This is a genomic window from Saccharospirillum alexandrii, assembly GCF_004000275.1.
In the GTDB taxonomy this organism is placed as follows: Bacteria; Pseudomonadota; Gammaproteobacteria; order Pseudomonadales; family Natronospirillaceae; genus Saccharospirillum; species Saccharospirillum alexandrii.
Genome location: NZ_RCIP01000002.1, coordinates 45657 through 65632, shown reverse-complemented (window position 1 = coordinate 65632; position 19976 = coordinate 45657). Strand labels below are relative to the sequence as shown.

Sequence of the window (19976 nt, the reverse complement as noted above, 5' to 3'; positions counted from 1 at the left end):
CGCTTTCGGCCGGGGCTGTCATGGTGTTCACAGGTCAAATGGTTTAAACTCGCGACCCCATTTTTAAGCTGAGTATTTGCTTCTGTGAGCAGTGATCTCTCCCACATCCGTAACTTCTCCATCATCGCCCATATTGACCATGGCAAATCCACATTGGCAGACCGTTTTATTCAGGTGTGTGGCGGCCTGACCGAGCGTGAGATGGCCGAGCAGGTGCTGGATTCCATGGATCTGGAGCGTGAGCGGGGCATTACCATCAAGGCACAGAGCGTGACCCTCGACTATAAGGCTCGCGATGGCAAAGTCTACCAGTTGAATTTCATCGATACGCCGGGGCACGTCGACTTCGCCTATGAAGTCTCGCGCTCGCTGTTTGCCTGTGAAGGGGCTCTGTTGGTCGTCGACGCTGCCCAGGGAGTTGAAGCCCAGTCTGTCGCCAACTGCTATACCGCCATTGAGCAGGGCCTTGAGGTGGTACCGGTGTTGAACAAGATGGACCTGCCCCAGGCAGAGCCCGACCGTGTCGCCCAGGAAATTGAAGAGATCATCGGCATCGACGCACACGATGCAGTGCATGCCTCGGCAAAGAGTGGCCTGGGCATCGAAGACGTGCTCGAGCAACTGATCGAACGCATACCACCGCCGGTGGGCGAGCTCGAGGGCGACTTGCAGGCGTTGATTATCGATTCCTGGTTTGATAACTACCTGGGGGTGGTTTCTCTGGTTCGCGTTCGCCACGGCACCCTGAACAAGGGCGACAAGATCATTATCAAGAGCACCGGTCGCGTACATGTGGTCGACAAGCTGGGTATCTTTACGCCGAAGATGGCTGAAAAGAACCGGCTTAGAGCAGGTGAAGTCGGGTTTATCTGCGCCTCCATCAAGGAGATTCGCGGCGCACCAGTTGGCGATACCATAACTCTGTCGAGTACCCCCAACGTCGCCGCCGTACCCGGCTTCAAGAAGAGCAAGCCGCAGGTCTATGCCGGCCTGTTTCCGGTCTCTGCCGACGATTACGAAGACTTTCGCACCGCCCTTGAAAAACTCAGCCTGAACGACGCCAGTCTGTTCTATGAGCCGGAAAGCTCTGATGCACTGGGCTTTGGTTTTCGCTGTGGTTTCCTCGGCATGTTGCACATGGAAATCATCCAGGAACGGTTGGAGCGCGAATACGATCTGGACCTGATCATCACGGCGCCGACGGTGGTGTACGAAATACTGAAAACAGACGGCGAGGTTATTTTTGTCGATAACCCATCGAAACTGCCCGCCGTTAACAACATTGAGGAATTCCGGGAGCCCATTGTCAGGGCGTCGATTCTGGTGCCTCAGGAGCATGTCGGCAACGTGATTACCCTTTGTGTTGAAAAACGGGGTGTGCAGCGTGACATGCAGTTCCTGGGCGGGCAGGTATCGCTGGAATACGATTTGCCGATGGCTGAAATCGTGATGGATTTCTTTGATCGGCTCAAATCGGTCAGTCGTGGTTTTGCCTCGCTCGATTTCGCCTTCGACCGCTTTGAAGCCTCGGAACTGACGCGTCTCGACGTGCTGGTCAACGGCGACCGGGTGGACGCCCTGGCGGTCATCATGCACCGCGATCACGTGCAACGCCGCGGTCGTTCGCTGTGTGAAAAGATGAAAGAGCTTATTCCCCGTCAGATGTTTGATGTGGCGGTACAGGCAGCCATTGGCAACCAGGTCGTTGCGCGTACCACGGTGAAAGCCCTGCGCAAAAACGTTACCGCAAAATGTTACGGCGGCGACGTCAGCCGCAAGAAGAAATTGTTGCAACGCCAGAAAGAAGGCAAAAAGCGAATGAAACAGGTCGGCTCGGTATCGATCCCGCAGGATGCCTTCCTGGCGATTTTGAAAGTGGATAGTTGACCGGCCCCCAGTGGTCCCATTCGTGCAGTACTGTCACTAAAGAACGACGCCAGCAAGTTAGAGTAAGGCGGAGTGCCGCCGGAATAGCACCGCTATTTCAGGGTTTTACACCGAAACTCCGGGCTCGCTGGTACAGGGAAGAGTGACAGAACTTTGCGCATGGGACTGCAAGGCCCGCCTGGCCCTTCGTGCCAGTGTTTTGCATAAGGACAGTATGGAATGAACGTGATTGTGCTTTTTTGGGCCAGCCTGGTCATGACGGTGGTGCTGGCAGCGGCGATCTTTATCCGGCAGCGGCGATGCCTGGCTGTCGCGGTTGACCAGAGTGACTGGAGCCGGGAGCAGCTGGAGGCACTGTTTGCCCCCAACTTACTGGAGCGGGGGCTGGGTTACGCACTGCTGGCTCTGCTGTTGGCGTTGATCTGGCAGACCATTCAGCAGAGCTTCGATTTTGCGTTGTTGCTGGCAGTAGCCACGCTGGTTACCGGACTGGTGTATCTGGCCGATATCCTGCTGTTGCGGGCTTACCGTCGCAAGGTTCTGGCTGCAGCTGAACAGTCCATGGCGGATTTCAAAACCGTTCGTGAGGACTTGAATGTAGAGCCGGGGCTGATAGAAAACAGCCGTTCCTTCTTCCCCGTGTTGCTCATTGTGTTCGTGCTGCGCAGCTTTTTGTTCGAACCGTTTCAAATTCCCTCGGGATCGATGAAGCCGACACTGGAAATTGGTGACTTCATCATTGTGAACCGCTTCACTTACGGCCTGCGCATGCCCGTGACCAATGACGTGGTCATTCCGGTAAGCCAGCCCGAGCGTGGTGATGTCATTGTCTTTCGGCCTCCGCATGAACCCAGCAAGAACTTCATCAAACGTGTCGTTGGCTTGCCGGGAGACCTGATTCAATACGATTACGGTCGCCGTCAGCTCAGCATCAATGGCGAAGCCATTGATTTTGCCTTTGAACAGCGTACCGCTGACAACGAAGGCCGCTATACGCTGTACAGCGAACAATTGGGCGATGTAGAGCACTTTATCTATCAGAATCAGGCGGGTCCAAGCCGGCATCCGCACGAGTGGGTGCCCGCCGAAGGCGTAGTGGTGCCGGAAGGGCATTACTTTGTGATGGGTGATAACCGTGACGCCAGTCACGATTCCCGGTACTGGGAAGGGCAGCGTCGTCTGGAGCAAAGCGACTATAATAACCAGGGCAATAATGCCTGGGGGTTTGTGGACGAAAACGCGATACTCGGTGAAGCCGTGGCCGTCTGGATGACCTGGAAGGGCTGGTATCCGGCCTTCTCACGCGTCGGCGCTATTGACTAAGTCACCAGACTGCGCGAGTTTACCCCGAAGCAGTGGCAAGCCGTGAACCGGTGTTCCAACCTGCCCCATAAGACCGGCAATGCACACGGCATTGCCCCATAACAGGATGAATGACAATGCGGACTCCGAAACGCGAGCAGGGCATGACGATTCTTTCAATGGCCATCTTGCTGTTTATGGTCATTTTTTTCGGCACTCTGATCATCAAACTATCCGGCCCTTACTATGATCAGTTCACCATCGACCAGATGATCAGTCGTACCGCCCAGGAGTTAAACGGTGACCAGGCGCTTGAATCCGAGTTCAGAGACCGGATGTCGAAAAACCTGAGCATTAATAATATTGAGCTCGATCTGCGCAAAGATCTGACGTTCGATTTGCGCTCCAATGAGCCCAAAGTCACCCTCGACTATGAAAAAAGGGTGCACATCTTCGCCAACATTGATGTCGTGCTGACGTTTTATGAAGAATACGGACTCTAACCGGTGTCATTAATGATTGAACGACTCAGCCAGCGGCTGGGTTATCAGTTTAAAGACGTGGCGCTGTTGCAACAGGCGCTGACGCATCGCAGTTTCTCTCGAAAGAATAACGAGCGACTCGAGTTTCTGGGGGATGCCATTCTCAACTGCACCATTGCCCAGCAGTTGTATGATCGCTTCCCCAAGGCGCGCGAAGGCCAGCTTTCCCGATTAAGGGCGCACCTGGTAAAAGGAGAAACGCTGGCTGAACTGGGCCGAGAATTCGAACTCGGTGAGTGTTTGCGGTTGGGCAGCGGCGAGTTGAAAAGCGGTGGCTTCCGGCGCGATAGTATTCTTGCCGACGCGATTGAAGCCATCATCGGTGCCATCAGTCTGGATCAATCACTGGATGCGGCACAGAGCGTCATCGTTCAGTGGTTCGAGCAACGGTTGCAGGAGCTGAACCTGAGCGACAACATCAAGGATTCCAAGACCCGCTTGCAGGAGTTTTTGCAATCCCGAAAAGCCCCCTTGCCGCAGTACAGCGTGCGGGAAGTGAGCGGCGAGGCACACGATCAGACCTTTACCGTTGATTGTGAAGTCGAGGGTCTGGAACAGCCGACCGTCGGTGCCGGAAACAGTCGTCGTATTGCGGAGCAGGAAGCCGCACGCGCGGCCCTCAAAGCGCTCGGAGAGCATGCCAAGTGAACGAACCCTACGAATTAAATACCCGTTGTGGCTTTGTAGCCATTGTGGGTCGGCCGAACGTGGGTAAGTCCACGCTGATGAACCATGTTCTGGGCCAGAAAGTGTCCATTACCTCGCGCAAGCCTCAAACCACGCGTCACCGGGTCATGGGGATTCACAGTGAAGGCGATGTGCAGATGATCTTCGTCGATACACCGGGGATGCACCGCGGCGAAGAAAAGGCCATCAATCGCTATATGAACCGGGCCGCCGATTCTGCTCTGGCTGATGTCGATGTGATCGTATTGGTCGTCGACCGCACCGTCTGGACGGACGAAGATCAGTGGGTACTCGATAAGCTCAAGGCCAACAAGGCACCGGTTATTCTGGCGATCAACAAGGTGGATCACCTTGAAGACAAACAGAGCCTGTTGCCTCACATGCAGCGACTGGCTGAGCAGTTCGATTTTGCCGAGGTCGTTCCTTTGTCGGCGCTGAGGGGTAATAACCTCGAAGCCCTGGTTGAGCAGATCGCGAAGCGTTTGCCCAAGAGTTTGTTTTATTTTCCTGAAGACCAGATCACCGACCGGACCGAGCGTTTTATGGCGGCCGAGATGATTCGGGAAAAACTGATGCGTCAGCTCGGTGCCGAATTGCCTTATTCAATGGCGGTTGAAATCGAACAGTTCAAGTTTGAAGATCGGGTGCTGCACATTCACGGCCTGATTCTGGTGGAACGCCAGGGGCAGAAGAAGATTGTTATTGGTGACAAAGGCAGTCGCATCAAGAAGGTCGGTCAGGATGCCCGAATGGACATGGAGCAACTGTTCGACGCCAAGGTCATGTTGAACCTCTGGGTTAAAGTGAAGGGTGGCTGGGCCGATGACGAACGCGCTTTGAAAAGCCTGGGCTACTTTAACGAACCATGACCGGTCGGCGTGCGCCAGATCAGCCCGCCTACGTGCTGCATGCCCGTCCGTTTCGCGAATCTCACTGGTTACTGGAGCTGCTTACCCCAAACCAGGGGCGTTTCACGGTGGTCGGCCGAGGCTCGCGTCCTGCTCTATTTTGCCCCTGTCTGGTTCGAACCCACGGCACTGCTGAGTTGAAGCAACTGAGCGATTGGCGATATCAGGGGGCAGCACCCGTGCATCAGGGCGCCGCTCTGGTCCAGGGGTTGTACATCAATGAGCTCTGTGTACGACTGGTGCCCCGATTTCAGGCCGACGAGGCGTTTTTCGGTGTCTATGCCAGTACGCTCCTGCTGCTGGCTGAACCCGCGCAACAAGCGCCTGCGCTGCGCTATTTCGAGCGACGCTTGCTTGAAGCGATAGGATTTGGGCTGGATTATCGTCAGACTATGGACACCGGTGACTGGATTGAGCCGGGCAGTTACTATCGCTTTGATCCGGCTCGGGGGTTTTGCCACGGCATCCGGAATGATGCCTTGCCGGGACGTCTGATTCAGGCCATTGCCGACAATAACTGGCAACCCGGTTCTGCCTTGTCGGTGGCACGTGAAATAAATGCCAGCCGCATTCAACATGTGCTCGAAGGCCGTTCCTGGCACAGTAAAAACTGGGTATGCTGAGGGTTGCAACCTGCCACTAAAGAGACTCAGTGTGTGAACATCGGGACCGACATCGTCAATATTCAGCGTATTGAACAGGTGCTTGCCCAGCAGGGCGAGCGTTTTCTGCGACGCATACTGACCAGCTCCGAACAGGAAGAGTACCAGCGACGGGGTGCACCGGTGAAGTTTCTGGCCAATCGCTTTGCCGGAAAAGAGGCCATTGCCAAAGCATTGGGTACCGGCATAGCCCAGGGCGTTACGTTTCAGGGCATAGAGATACTGCCAGACGAGCTGGGCGCACCGAGGGCTCAGTTACACGGGGTGGCACTGGCAAAGCAACAGGCACTAGGCGCAGTGCGGGTTCATATCAGCCTGGCCGATGAACACGATTACGTGGTGGCTTTTGCCGTGATTGCCTGAGGGGGTCAGCTGGGCTGGCGTTTGCCCGATTTCTGCTGCATTTGATAGGCGTATACCTTCACCGCCTGATCCAGTACCTTTTCCCAGTCGTGATCGCTTGACCAGTGCTGCAATTCATTGATTTCTTCGTTCAGCAAAAACAGCGCGTCTTCCAGAATGGCGTAGTGCCCTTGTTTAAGCAGTGACTCGGTGTACATGGCGGTCATCTGAATGCGGGGTACACCGCAATAGTGAGTGGCGCCGTGCAGACGGTGAACATCTTCCAGCAGGGCTTTGTAGTCGCCTTGCTGATAGAGGGCGTTCATGCGTCTCTGATCTTTCTCCAGGCTGTCCATAAGCATGGCGAACATATCGCGTGCCAGGCCCAGCTTGCCACTGGCTTTTTCCAGGCCTGAGACAAAGTCGACCACGGGCAAACCATGCAGCGCTTCCATATCGAGCGATGCAGGCGCTTCGGTGTCGGCCGGTGACGCGACGGATGGCGTATCTTCATAGCTCAGCGCAGTGCCCGTCCATTTGAATAAGGTTCGGTGCAGCTGGTCTTCATCAACCGGCTTGGTCAGGTAGTCGTCCATGCCGCTGTCGAGCATGCTTTGCCGCTCTTCGGCCAGGGCGTGCGCTGTCAGCGCGATGATCGGTACGCGAGCCTGGGCGGGTTCCATCTGGCGGATTCGGCGCGTGGCCTGTTTACCGTCCATGCCCGGCATCTGAATGTCCATGAAGATCAGGTCATACTGGGCACTCTGGACGGCTTTCACGGCGTCTTCGCCATTGCGTGCACCGTCGACCTGAACCCCGATGCTCTCCAGCAGCGTAATGATCAGTTTCAGGTTGGCGGGGTTGTCATCCACTGCCAATACCCGGACTGTGGAGCGTACCAGACCCAGAGCCAGGGAGGAGTTCTCGTCGACTTGCCCGGCTTTTTCCGGACGTAACATGGTCACCAGCGTCTGGTAAAGCTGACTGTAGCGCACCGGTGTCGACAGGTAATGCTTGGCGCCCTGCTCCAGCAGCTTGTAGCTGATGTCTTCATCGCGCGTAGTAGCCAGTACCAGCGTCGGACAGTGCAGTTCCCGTTCAATGTGCAGGATTTGCCGGTAGAGGGAATCGTCGTTGCCAAAGCCACTGACATCCACCAGTGCCATGTCAGGACGGACCGTATCCGGTTGTTTTAGGTGCTGGTGCAATTCGTCGAGCTGGTTCATGACCAGGCATTCCATGCCCCATTGCTCCGCCTGGTGGCGCAGTGCCAGTTGCGACATTTCACGCGGTTCAACAACGGCCAGCGTGAAGCCGCTGAGATCGGTCAGTTTGGGCGGCTGTTGAATGGCCGGAGCCACTTCTGCCTTGATGTTGAACCAGAAGGTAGAGCCTTCATCTTTCTGGCTTTCGAGGCCGATATCACCGCCCATTTGTTCTACCAGCCGCTTGGAAATGACCAGGCCGAGGCCAGTACCGCCAAACTCACGGGCGGTTGACGAGTCGGCCTGGGTGAAGGCATGAAACAGGGCTTTCTGCTCGGCTTTGGACAAGCCAATACCGGTGTCGGTCACACTGATCCGGACCATCAGTTTATTGCCCTGCGCCTGCTCGATCATGGTACGCACCACAATGCTGCCTTTGGGCGTGAATTTGATGGCGTTGTTAACCAGGTTGGTCAGCACCTGTTTGAGCCGCAGCGGGTCGGTGATCAGCTGTTCGGGCACATCGGAGTAATACAGGCTGACCACTTCGAGCTGCTTGGCCTGGGATGCCGGCGCCAGCATCACCAGTACATCCTCGATCGTCTCGCGCAGGTTCATACTGCGGTTGTCGAGCATCAGCTTGCCCGCTTCGATCTTACAGAAATCGAGTACGTCATTGATGATGGTCAGCAACCCCTGAGAGGACGACAGAATGGTCGAGATGTAGTCTTCTTGTTTGCGCGTCAGGTTGGACTTGGCCAGCAGGCGGGCAAAGCCAATGATGCCATTGAGCGGTGTGCGAATTTCGTGGCTCATGTTGGCCAGAAACTCGGTTTTTACCTGGTTGGCCTGTTGCGCTTCGCGCCGGGCCATGTCCAGCTCAATGTTCTGGATTTCAATGGTTTCCAGGGTCTCGCGCAAATCTTCGGTGGCTTGTTCGACACTGTTTTGCATTTCCTCGTAGGCATCACGCAGGGTTTCCGCCATGGAGTTAATGCCCACTTCCAGATCATGCAGCTCGCCATTGGCTTTCAGATCGACCCGGGCATCCAGGTTGCCCTCGCGAATCGCGTCTACAGTGGCAATCATGTTGCGTACCGGGCGGCTGATTTCGCGGCTGAGCCAAACGGCGAGGCCGGACACTGCGACCAGGCCCAGAGTCAGGATCATCAGGTTGATCAGCAAGGTCCGATAGTGAGCAACCTGGGTGTTGGCGTAGTCGAACTCTATTTCCAGCCAGCCGGTCGGGGCTGAGGTGCTCATGCGCAATTGCAGGTCGGCTGGCGGGTACACGGGAATCAGGTAGCGCAATGTCGACTGAGTGCGGTAACGGGTCAGGCGATTGGTGTCCTGAATGGAATAGGGGTAAGCCGGGCCGCGCATGGTCGGGCCGGATTCCAGCCACTCGCTGCCGAAGGGGTCAAACAGGCGCACGGCGCGGGCATCGCGCTCGTTCAGGGCTCGGCGCAGCAGGGCATGAACCAGTTCGGTGCGGCCTTCCTGCAGTGGCAGCGACAACGCGTCTGACAGCCGGTTGACCGCTGTTTCAGTCCGGTTATGGAAGGCGTTGGTTTGCTGGTCCATATCGTTTTTCGTAAACCAGGCGGTAAAGGCTATGCCAAAGACCAGTACCGGCGCCAGAGCGATAAAGAGGATACGGTTTTGAATACCCGTGGAAATCATGTGACTGCCTGTCTTTGTAGTAAAGGAACTGTAATCGGCCCATTGCAGGCGGTCAATTGAAACCCCCTGTCAGAGCGCGTCTGACGCGCAATTTACGGTGTCTTAATAGCCGCTATATAGCGCTGACGTTGCTGGTTAAAAGCAGGCGCTATTACGCACCGGCGCCTGAACGCAGTATCATAGCCGCACTTTTTTGCTAGGAGGCAGGTAATGCCCTCATATCCGACGATTGAAGATTTTGTCGGCAACACGCCACTGGTTCGTCTGCAGCGCATGGCGGGCGAGACAACCAACACCATCCTGCTCAAACTGGAAGGCAATAACCCGGCTGGCTCGGTCAAGGATCGGCCGGCGATCAGCATGATCCAGCATGCCGAAGAGCGGGGTGACATCAAGCCCGGTGATACGCTGATTGAAGCCACCAGCGGAAACACCGGCATTGCCCTGGCCATGGCGGCCGCGATCAAGGGCTACAAGATGATTCTGATCATGCCGGCAAACCTCAGTGAGGAGCGTCGTGCCAGCATGCGTGCCTATGGGGCCGAAATCATCAGCGTAACCCAGGAGCAAGGCATGGAATACGCGCGCGATTTGGCGCTGCAAATGCAGGCCGAAGGCAAGGGTCGGGTGCTCGATCAATTTGCCAATCCGGATAACCCTCGTGCCCACTATGAAAGCACCGGGCCGGAGATCTGGCGCGATACGCAGGGCCAGGTGACCCATTTTGTCTCATCCATGGGCACAACTGGCACCATTATGGGCGTTTCTCGTTATCTCAAGGAGCAGAGCCCGGCTGTTCAGATCGTCGGGCTGCAACCCGATGAAGGCTCCCAGATTCCCGGTATTCGTCGCTGGCCAGAGGCTTACCTGCCCAAAATCTATGAGGCCAGTCGGGTAGATCAGGTGTTGGATATAAATCAACACGAAGCAGAAGTGGCGATGCGTCGCCTGGCGGCCGAAGAAGGTATTTTTGCCGGTGTGTCGTCCGGTGGCTCAGTGGCTGGTGCCCTGCGCCTCAGTGCGCAGCTTGAGAATGCGGTCATCGTAGCCATTATCTGTGACCGGGGTGACCGGTACCTTTCGACCGGCGTTTTCTCTGGCAAAGATTGAACTGGCCCGAAACTGGCTAAGGCGAAGGGTCCGTGGCAAAAGGTCCTTGCGCCGGGAGGGTTCAATGGCTAAGGTGCGCCCGGTTTCGGGGAGGCCCTCCGCGACAGGACGTCTGTGCATAGCCTGGCTATGTGACGATTTGAACAACACATGAGTAGCTGATGGTTAAGGTACGCGAAGATCAACCCGTGTTCAGTGACGGAACGGTGGACCTGGAGTCCTGGCTGGTCCGTGTCGAACAGCAAAATCCCTTGCTTGACCGGGAAGAACTGCTGCGGGCCTGTCGCATCGCCAGAGTGGCCGAAGAAGAAGCCGAAACTCCCAAGAACCATTGGGGAGAAGGTGAGTCGGCCTATCGTACGGGCCTGGAAATGGCCGAGATCCTGTCAGAACTGAATTTGGATCAGGATGCCATCATCGCCGCCATCCTGTATCGCACGGTGCGTGAAGAGGAGCTGCCGTTGGATACCGTGCGTGACCAATTTGGTCCGCAGGTAGCCATGTTGATCGAAGGCGTCTTGCGCATGGCGGCCATCCACACCAAGCATAAGTCGACGCGCCGTGCCGTGCTTGGGCAGCATGAAACTCAGGGCGAAGCGGTGCGCAAAATGCTGGTCGCGATGATTGACGACGTTCGCGTTGCCCTGATCAAGCTCGCCGAGCGGACCTGTGCCATCCGGGCAGTGAAGAACGCGCCCGCCCAGCGTCGCTACAAGGTGGCGCGTGAAGTCTTCGATATTTATGCACCACTGGCGCATCGCTTGGGGGTTGGTCACCTGAAATGGGAGCTCGAAGACCTGTCTTTCCGGTACATCGAACCCCTGGACTACAAGAAAATCGCCAAGCTGCTCGATGAGAAGCGTCTGGACCGGCAGCGTTACATCGAGAATGTTCAGAACATTCTTCAGGAAGAGGTCGGAAAGGCTGCCATCAAGGCCGAAATTCAGGGCCGGGCCAAACATATCTATTCGATCTGGCGCAAAATGAAGCGCAAGAACATCAGCTTCAGCCAGGTGTACGATATTCGGGCCTTTCGCGTGCTGGTGCCGGATGTGCGCGATTGCTACACCGTACTGGGCATTGTGCACTCGCTGTGGCGCCACATCCCCCGCGAATTTGACGATTACATCGCCTCGCCCAAGTCCAACGGCTATCGCTCTCTGCACACTGCCGTCATTGGGCCGGAAGGCAAGGTGGTGGAAGTTCAGATTCGTACCCACGAGATGCACGACGATGCCGAACTGGGCATCTGTGCGCACTGGGTTTACAAGGGCACCGATGCCAAGGGCAAGGCCCATTCGCGCGGTTACGAAGAGAAGGTCAACTGGTTGCGCCAGGTGCTGGAATGGCACGACGAGCTCGGCGACATCCAGGAGATGGTGGAGGAGTGGGGCGCCGATGTCGCCACCGACCGCATCTATGTACTGACCCCCGAGGGCCATGTAATCGATCTGGTGAAGGGCGCCACACCCATCGATTTCGCCTACAAGATTCACACCGACGTCGGCAACCGTTGTCGGGGGGCCAAGGTGAATGGTCGCATTGTGCCGCTGACGCATCGACTCAAGATTGGCGACCAGGTGTCGGTATTGACGGGCCGCGACCCGGCGCCGAGCCGCGACTGGCTGAATCCAGACCTCGGCTACGTGCACAGCTCGCGTGCCCGGGCCAAGATCCGGCACTGGTTCAAGTCGCTTGACCGCACTGAAAACCTGCGCGAAGGCAAGGCGATGCTGATGCGCGAACTGCAGCGCTTCAACCTGCCCAAGCTGGATATGGACGAGTTGGCCAGAAGGGTCAACTTCCAGATGGCCGATGATATGTACGCGGCGCTGGGTGCCGGTGATTTGCGCCTGATGCAGGTGGTTCATTCGGCCGAAGCCATGGTCAACCCGCAGCGTCCGGATGAGATCCAGCTGTCGACAGCCAGTGAGCTGAAACCCAGTGGCGACCTGGTCATCCACGGCGTCGGCAACATGATGACGCAAATTGCGAACTGCTGTAAGCCGGTACCCGGCGACCCGGTGGTGGGTTTCATCACCCTGGGGCGGGGCGTCTCGATCCACCGGCAGGATTGCGTGAATCTGCTGCAAATGAAAGACCGGGAACCCGAGCGCATTATTGAAGTGAGCTGGGGCGGCGAGACTCGTCGCACCTACCCAGTCGAACTGAACATTCTGGCTTACGACCGCACCGGCCTGCTGCGCGACATCATGATGATCATGGCCAACAGCAATATTAACGTGACGTCGGTTAACACTCTGTCGAATAAAGACGAAAGTCAGGCCGACATGCGGCTGACGGTGGAGATCGAAGACATCGATTCCCTGGGCAAGGTGATGGCCCAGTTGTCTAAAATCGCCAACGTGGCCGACGTTCGGCGGGTAATGCCGCGCGTTAAGCACTAGTGGCCGGCGGGAATTTATAATTCGGAGTTTGGAGGCCTTGAGTGCGTTTGGCCCGCATCCGGTACCCGCGGCTTGTCTCATAGGCCAATTCCGAAACTTTAGAAAGGAACAGGCAGGCTAATTTGACTCAACGATACGATTATCACGATCTCAAAACGCTGATGCAGCGATTGCGCACGCCGGGTACGGGGTGTCCGTGGGACTTGGAACAGACCTTCGAGTCGATTGTGCCTCATACCCTGGAAGAGGTGTATGAGGTAATTGACACTATCGAGCGAGGCGATTATCAGCACCTGCGCGAGGAGCTGGGAGACTTGGTGTTTCAGGTTGTTTTTTATGCCCAGATCGCTTCCGAAGAACAGCGCTTTGATCTCGATGACGTGATTCACGATCTGGTTGCCAAACTGATCAGTCGCCATCCCCATGTCTTTCCTGCCGGCACGCTTGAAAGCCAGATTGACCCCAACCAACAAACCGATGCCGGTACAGTCAATGGTCAGTGGGATCAGTTAAAAGACGTTGAGAAACAAAGCAGTGGCCGTGCTGTATCACTGCTGGACGATGTGCCCCGTTCATTGCTTGGCTTGCTGCGCGCCCGCAAGCTGCAGAAGCGGGCTGCCCGGGTCGGGTTCGACTGGCCTGATGTTAGTGGCGTGTTCGATAAAGTTGATGAAGAACTGGCTGAGTTGCGTGACGCTGCTGCTTCGGGTGATGCTGGCCATACAGAAGAAGAGCTTGGCGATTTGCTATTCGTGATCGCTAATCTGTCCCGACATCTGAATGTTGACCCTGAACAGGCGTTGCGCAAAGCCGCTCGAAAATTTGAAGCCCGGTTCAGTCAGGTCGAGCAGCAGGTACAGGCTGGCGGTGGCGACTGGTCTGCGCACAGTCTCGACAGCCTGGATGCGTTCTGGAATAAGGCCAAGCAACAAGAACCCCGCTAACGGGGTACTTTTTTAGGCGTTTTCCAGGGCTTTCGCCCCGGCTTTCAGCAGCGGCTTCAGGTATTTACCGGTCGCTGATGCCTTGTTGTTGGCGACGTCTTTTGGCGTGCCTTCGGCGATGATGTATCCGCCACGGCTACCGCCTTCCGGCCCCAAATCGATGATCCAGTCAGCCGTTTTGATCACATCCAGGTTGTGTTCGATCACCACCACGGTGTTGCCGTGGTCACGCAGCCGGTGCAGCACCGCCAGCAGTTGCTTGATGTCGTGAAAGTGCAGGCCGGTGGTCGGTTCATCGAGAATGTACAGCGTATTACCGGTGTCGCGTTTCGACAGTTCCCGCGCCAGCTTAACCCGCTGGGCTTCACCGCCCGAGAGGGTAGTCGCGCTTTGCCCCAGTTTGACGTAGGTCAGGCCGACATCAATCAATGTTTGTAACTTGCGTGACAGGGCTGGAATGGCGTCGAAGAAAGCCCGGCCCTCTTCAATGGTCATTTCCAGCACTTCGTGAATGTTCTTGCCTTTATAGCGGACATCAAGCGTTTCCCGGTTATAACGCTTGCCGGTGCAGACATCGCAGGGCACGTAGATGTCGGCCAGGAAGTGCATTTCCACCTTGATCAGGCCATCGCCCTGGCAAGCCTCGCAGCGACCACCCTTGACGTTAAAGCTGAACCGGCCCGGCTGATAACCGCGCGAACGCGCTTCCTGGGTCCCGGCAAACAACTCGCGGATGGCGGTAAAAATGCCGGTGTACGTCGCGGGGTTTGAGCGCGGAGTACGGCCAATAGGGCTCTGGTCGATATCGACCGCCTTGTCGAAATGGTCCAGTCCGCTGATGCTGTCGTGCGCGGCCGGTGTCAGAGTCGTGGCTTTGTTCAATACGGTAGCGGCCAGCGGGTGCAAGGTCTGGTTGATCAGTGTTGATTTGCCGGAACCGGAAACCCCGGTGACGCAGGTAAAGAGCCCGACGGGCAGGTTCAGCGTCACGTCGTTGAGGTTATTGCCGCGCGCGCCGCTGATGGTCAATAGCTTCTTCGGATCCATTGGAGTCAGCTTTGTCGGTACTTCTATGCGCTGTTTGCCACTGAGGTACTGGCCGGTCAGGGAGTCCGGGGTGGCCATGATGTCGGCGGGGGTGCCCGAGGCGACGATATGCCCGCCGTGAATGCCGGCGCCGGGGCCGATGTCGAGTACAAAATCGGCGGCGCGAATGGCGTCTTCATCGTGCTCGACCACCAGCACCGTGTTGCCCATGTCGCGCAGGTTGGTCAGGGTTTCCAGCAGCCGATCGTTGTCGCGCTGGTGCAGACCGATGGAGGGTTCATCCAGAATGTACATCACGCCAACCAGGCCGGCGCCGATCTGGCTGGCCAGTCGAATGCGTTGGGTTTCACCACCCGAGAGTGTATCGGCGCTGCGGTCGAGGGTTAGGTAATCGAGCCCGACATTGACCAGAAAGGTCATGCGCTGAACAATCTCGCGCAAAATCTTGTCAGCGATCTGGGCGCGTGATCCGGTCAGTGTCAGTTCTTTGAAGTAGGTGAGGGAGTCACCAATGGCCATATGGGTCACTTCGGGCAGGTTAATGCCCTTGACGAATACATGGCGCGCACTTTGTTTCAGACGGCTGCCATGGCAGCCTGGGCAGTCTTGCTCGGTGAGGAATTTGGACAGTTCCTCACGCACCATCTGACTGTCGGTTTCCCGGTAGCGGCGCTCCATATTGGGCATCACGCCTTCGAAGGCGTGGCTGCGAGAGTAGGTGGCGCCACGACTGTTGACGTAGGAAAATTCGATTTCGGTTTTGCCGGTGCCGTCCAGTACATAGCGCTGAAAGCGTTTGGGCAGGTCTTTGAATGGCTGGTCGATGTCGACGCCGTAATGCTCGCCCAGTGACTGCAACTGACTGAAATAGTAAACCGAGCGCCGGTCCCAACCCGGAATCGCTCCTTCGGCCAGCGACAGGGCGGCATCGCGCACCACCTTGCCACCGTCGAAATATTGTTTCATGCCCAGACCATCGCACTGCTCACAGGCACCGGCCGGGTTGTTGAACGAGAACATGCGCGGTTCAAGTTCGGTGATCGAGTAGCCGCAGACCGGGCAGGCAAAGCGGTTGGAAAACAGCATGTCCGGCCCGTCGCCATCCATGTAGACCATTTTCACGATGCCGCCAGAGAGCGTCAGGCAGGTCTCGAAGGACTCGGCCAGGCGCAGTTTCAGGTCGTCTCGCACTTTAAAGCGGTCAACCACGGCTTCGATACTGTGTTTGCGCTTTTTATCAAGCTCTGGCACTTCATCGAGATCCATGACGGTGCCATCGACCCGCACCCGCACAAACCCCTGAGACCGCAGCTCGTTGAAGACATGCAGGTGCTCGCCCTTGCGATCATCGATGATCGGAGCCAGCATCATCAGCTTGCTGCCTTCGGGTAACGCAAGTACCTGGTCGACCATCTGGCTGATGGTCTGGGCTTCGAGGGGTTCATCGTGCTCGGGACAGCGCGGTTCGCCGACCCGCGCATACAGCAAGCGCAGGTAGTCGTAAATTTCGGTGGTGGTGCCCACGGTCGAGCGCGGGTTGTGGCTGGTGGTCTTCTGCTCAATGGAAATGGCCGGAGACAGCCCTTCGATGTGATCGACATCGGGCTTTTCCATCATTGACAGGAACTGGCGGGCGTAAGTCGACAATGATTCGACGTAGCGGCGCTGGCCTTCGGCATAAAGAGTATCGAAAGCCAGGGACGATTTGCCCGACCCGGATAGGCCGGTAATAACGACGAGTTTATCGCGTGGGATGTCCACATCGATGTTTTTCAGGTTATGGGTGCGAGCCCCCTGGACGGAAATCTTGTCCATGCCTTCCTCTTTTTCCGGCTGATGCAATGATGGTTGCGGCTGCAAGCCTGAGCAGATACGCAAGCGATCCAGTTTACTGTATAAACGTACAGAACCCAAGTTCGATGGAGGCTGTTTTGGATACTGTGGCTATAACTCGCGCTGGGCATCGGGTACAGACCTGATGGGACGCTGCAAGTACCTCCCTGTAAGCTCGGCGAGCCCCATCCATGGGGCTCGACGCCCATCAGTTCTGCACCCGATACCCAGCGCTGGTCAACCGTGGTTACCTAGCCTGAGTACTTAAGACCCCCTGAAAAATGCTGTATGTGGCAAGCATAACGGGAACCAATTCTGGTACCATGCGCGACTTTGGATCGACACTCGTTAACAGACTTAATTAAATAGCCTGGGCACTGAACCTGGGACATTACGGACATTGCCACTTTATGGCTTTTAACAGTTTGGAAAAAAAGGCGCTGACCGGCCTGGCGCTGCTGTATGCCTCGCGCATGCTCGGGTTGTTTATGGTGCTACCTATACTGACCCTGTATGGCCAGTCCCTGACGGGTGCCACGACGGTGCTTTTGGGTATTGCTCTGGGGATCTACGGCATTACCCAGGCGGTGTTGCAGATTCCGCTGGGGATGTTGTCGGATCGGTTCGGTCGTAAGCCGGTGATTGCCGCCGGGTTACTGATTTTTATCATCGGGTCGGTAATCGCTGCACTGTCGGAGCATGTGTTGGGTGTGGTTATCGGCCGTGCTCTGCAGGGGGCTGGGGCCATCGCCAGCGTTATTCTGGCGTTGCTGGCTGACTATACCCGCCCGGAAGAGCGTACCAAGGCGATGGCCATCGTGGGCGCCATTATTGGTGGCTCCTTTGTGTTGGCGGTGATTATCGGCCCGGTCATCGCCAGTGCCTTTGGCTTGTCCGGTGTGTTCTGGGCAACGTCGCTGATGGCGTTGGCGGGCCTGATGATTGTGTACTGGCTGCCGACGCCGCCGCCGGCAAAGGTGCATGAAGAACGCCGCTGGCAGGGCAATCAGCTGGGGCGGGTAGTCCGTGACCGGCAACTGGTGCCCTTGAATGTTGGTGTGTTTGTATTGCACCTGACAATGACCATGATGTTTGTCGGGTTGCCGGTTGTGCTGGTGCAACAGGGTATCCTGGGTGATCAGCTTGGCTGGGTCTATGCACCGGTGATGGTATTGTCATTTCTGGGGATGGTGCCAATGATCGCTCTGGCCGAACGCCGCAAGGCCCACCGGGTGTTTCTGATCCTTGCCGGTACCTTTATCACCCTGGCGATGGCGGGTTTGGGGCTGAGTTCAGTCGCCTGGCTGAGTATCGGACTGGTCTGGTTGTTTTTCGTGGGTTTTAACTTTGTAGAGGCCAGTCTGCCGTCTCTGATTAGCCGCCGCGCACCCGCGTATGCACGGGGCACGGCCATGGGCGTGTTTTCAACCGGCCAGTTTCTGGGCGCAGCGCTCGGCGGGCTCTGTGGAGGCTGGGCTTATCAGCACTGGGGAATGGTTGGTATTGCTATGATCGGCATCGCAGCGATGCTGGTGTGGATGGTGTTACTATGGTCGCTGGACCGGAGCGTGGCTGACCCATCGGCCGGCTCGGCCAGCCAACAGGCCAGTGGCGAGAACCCGGATTTGTCGCTGCACTGATTATTAGGCTCCTGGTATACAGCCCTTGATTTATCGCCGGAGCGGTTCAAAGATAACAACGACTGATGCAGGGAACACTGGCAGGTTTTGAGAAAGGCTTCCTGCCTTTGTCAAAACATGGAAAGCAAAAAGAGTGATTTTGCTTTCCTCCCGAAATCCATGACGTGGCCGTCATGGATTTCGCCGGAACATCCATGTTCCGGGTGCAGGTGCACGGGTGTCCGCCCTGAAACGACTTTTACAGAATAGGATGCAACTCTATGGCACGCGGAACAGTTAACAAAGTCATTATCCTGGGGCGCCTTGGGCAGGACCCGGACGTGCGGGCAACTGCCTCGGGCACTCAGGTAGTTAACCTGAATGTAGCTACCAACGAGCTGGGCCCGCGCGACGAGCAGGGCAACCGGTCCGACAGCACCGAATGGCACCGTATCGTGATTTTTGGGCGCATGGCTGAAAACGCGGCGACGTATTTGCGCAAGGGCTCGCAGGTCTACATCGAAGGGCGGCTGCAAACCCGCAAATGGCAGGATCAAAACGGTGTGGAGAAATACAGCACCGAGATCGTCGCCAACGAAATGCAGTTTATAGGCGGGCGCGGTGACAACCCGGGTGCCTCGCAGGGTGGCGGTTTCGCTAACCAGGGTGGCCAGAATACGGGTTATCAGGGTAATGCACCACAAAACGCCGGCGGCTTCGGCGGCGGACAGCCACAGGGCGGTTTTGGCGGCAAGCCATCGCCGGCCCCGGCTCCGAGCCAGCCTGCTCCGCAGACCGGTCATCAGCCAGCCAATAATTTCGACGATTTTGACGACGACATCCCGTTTTAAGGCGGTTTTCGGGTGAAATTACTGGTTACCGATGCTGAAGGTCAGTTGGGGCGGGCGATGGGTCGGTTGGTGTCGGCCCGGGGTATCGAGGCTGTGCTGATCCCCGATGACCAACTGAATCTGAATGACAGGGAAGCCGTGACGGCGCTGTTGAGGCAGCACCGGCCCGACTATGTCATCAATGCCTATGTTCATAATGATCTGGAACCTGAGGTCTGTGTTGATTCATGCTGGTCGCACCAGATCGATACCGGAGTAGCGGTATTGGCTGCTGCCTGTCAGGAAGCCGGTATTGCGCTACTTCACGTGTCGAGCGAACAGGTGTTTGACGGTAACAAAACGACTGCCTACTCCGAACAGGATGTCGTACAGCCGATAACCGCGGCCGGTCGCGCCTTTGTACAGGCAGAGCTGGACGTGCGCGAGCAGTGCGAGCGCCATCTGATTCTGCGATCTTCCTGGGTGTTTGGCGCTGACCGGTCCAATTTCCTGACCCACATTATACAGCAAGCCCAGGAGCAGGATGTGATTCGCGTCCTGGACACCCAGCGCGGGTGCCCGACGGCAGCGGCTGACTTAGCGCGAGTGGTTATCGCCATACTGGAGCAGGTTGACTGCGACGTGGATCCACCCTTGTGGGGAACCTACCACTATGCTGGCAGCGATGTGACCCATTGGCATATTTTTGCTGAAGCCATCGTCAAGGCGACCAAATCCTGTATTGATGTCGAGGTGGAGTCGGTCGAGGCCACTTACCCGCCCGGTCAGGATGAGCGTCAGCGGCCGCAGAACCTTGAGCTGAGTACTCGCAAGTTACTCGCGACCTTCGGTATCAAACAATTGCCCTGGCGTCGTGGTGTTCAGGATGCGCTGAAGCTCTGTTTTGAACCACCGCCAGAGTCGTCTTTCACCGGGGGGGCTTCGTGAGGGGGGTGCGGCGCCTTGC

General features: G+C 56.8%; 15 protein-coding genes. 13 read left to right on the top strand and 2 right to left on the bottom strand.

Annotation, left to right across the window (positions count from 1 at the left end; all coding sequences use genetic code 11):
- The first annotated feature begins 84 nt into the window (after positions 1–84).
- The 7 genes from lepA (at position 85) to acpS (ending at position 6351) form a co-directional block, all read left to right on the top strand.
- Positions 85–1887 carry a translation elongation factor 4 gene (lepA, locus tag EP166_RS08135; protein WP_127556340.1) on the top strand — a complete coding sequence of 601 codons (1803 nt, stop codon included), beginning with the start codon at positions 85–87 and terminating at the stop codon, positions 1885–1887.
- Between the two features lie 219 nt (positions 1888–2106).
- Positions 2107–3210, top strand: coding sequence for a signal peptidase I (gene lepB / locus EP166_RS08130; protein ID WP_342775605.1), 1104 nt, complete (start codon positions 2107–2109; stop codon positions 3208–3210).
- Between the two features lie 116 nt (positions 3211–3326).
- Positions 3327–3692: a DUF4845 domain-containing protein gene (locus EP166_RS08125; RefSeq protein WP_164743866.1), complete on the top strand. Its 366-nt coding sequence runs from the start codon at positions 3327–3329 to the stop codon at positions 3690–3692.
- A 12-nt stretch (positions 3693–3704) separates the two neighbouring features.
- Positions 3705–4379, top strand: coding sequence for a ribonuclease III (gene rnc, locus EP166_RS08120; protein WP_127556338.1), 675 nt, complete (start codon positions 3705–3707; stop codon positions 4377–4379).
- Positions 4376–5287 (top strand): GTPase Era, encoded by a 912-nt coding sequence (gene era / locus EP166_RS08115; protein WP_127556337.1) that lies wholly within the window; start codon positions 4376–4378, stop codon positions 5285–5287. The genes rnc and era overlap by 4 nt, the downstream gene beginning before the upstream one ends.
- Entirely contained in the window at positions 5284–5949 is a 666-nt protein-coding gene (gene recO / locus EP166_RS08110) for a DNA repair protein RecO (RefSeq protein WP_127556336.1), read from the top strand. Before era ends, recO begins: the two co-directional genes overlap by 4 nt.
- 33 nt (positions 5950–5982) lie before the next feature.
- On the top strand, positions 5983–6351 hold the full coding sequence (acpS, locus tag EP166_RS08105) for a holo-ACP synthase (RefSeq protein ID WP_127556335.1): 369 nt from the start codon (positions 5983–5985) through the stop codon (positions 6349–6351).
- A 5-nt stretch (positions 6352–6356) separates the two neighbouring features.
- Here the strand turns inward: acpS and EP166_RS08100 are convergent, their stop codons facing one another.
- Entirely contained in the window at positions 6357–9218 is a 2862-nt protein-coding gene (locus EP166_RS08100) for a response regulator (RefSeq protein ID WP_127556334.1), read from the bottom strand.
- A 210-nt stretch (positions 9219–9428) separates the two neighbouring features.
- Between EP166_RS08100 and cysM the strand changes: the two genes are divergently transcribed.
- The 3 genes from cysM to mazG all read left to right on the top strand — a co-directional run bounded on the left by cysM (position 9429) and on the right by mazG (position 13680).
- Positions 9429–10328: a cysteine synthase CysM gene (gene cysM / locus EP166_RS08095; protein ID WP_127556333.1), complete on the top strand. Its 900-nt coding sequence runs from the start codon at positions 9429–9431 to the stop codon at positions 10326–10328.
- Positions 10329–10489: 161 nt separating this feature from the next.
- The gene (gene relA, locus EP166_RS08090) at positions 10490–12736 is read left to right on the top strand and encodes a GTP diphosphokinase (protein WP_127556332.1); all 2247 of its coding nucleotides are present in this window, start codon (positions 10490–10492) and stop codon (positions 12734–12736) included.
- Between the two features lie 122 nt (positions 12737–12858).
- Positions 12859–13680, top strand: a complete 822-nt coding sequence (gene mazG / locus EP166_RS08085) for a nucleoside triphosphate pyrophosphohydrolase (protein WP_127556331.1) — start codon at positions 12859–12861, stop codon at positions 13678–13680.
- Between the two features lie 12 nt (positions 13681–13692).
- Here the strand turns inward: mazG and uvrA are convergent, their stop codons facing one another.
- Complete coding sequence (gene uvrA / locus EP166_RS08080) at positions 13693–16542, bottom strand: excinuclease ABC subunit UvrA (RefSeq protein WP_127556330.1); 2850 nt, start codon at positions 16540–16542, stop codon at positions 13693–13695.
- A 428-nt stretch (positions 16543–16970) separates the two neighbouring features.
- On the opposite strand from uvrA, the gene EP166_RS08075 reads away from it, so the two are divergent.
- From EP166_RS08075 to EP166_RS08065, 3 genes are all read left to right on the top strand, one after another.
- A complete protein-coding gene (locus tag EP166_RS08075) occupies positions 16971–18200 on the top strand; it encodes an MFS transporter (protein ID WP_127556329.1) in 1230 nt (409 codons plus the stop codon).
- Positions 18201–18460: 260 nt separating this feature from the next.
- Positions 18461–19030, top strand: a complete 570-nt coding sequence (locus EP166_RS08070) for a single-stranded DNA-binding protein (protein ID WP_127556328.1) — start codon at positions 18461–18463, stop codon at positions 19028–19030.
- A 12-nt stretch (positions 19031–19042) separates the two neighbouring features.
- Entirely contained in the window at positions 19043–19957 is a 915-nt protein-coding gene (locus EP166_RS08065) for an SDR family oxidoreductase (protein ID WP_127556327.1), read from the top strand.
- The last annotated feature ends 19 nt before the right edge of the window (positions 19958–19976 follow it).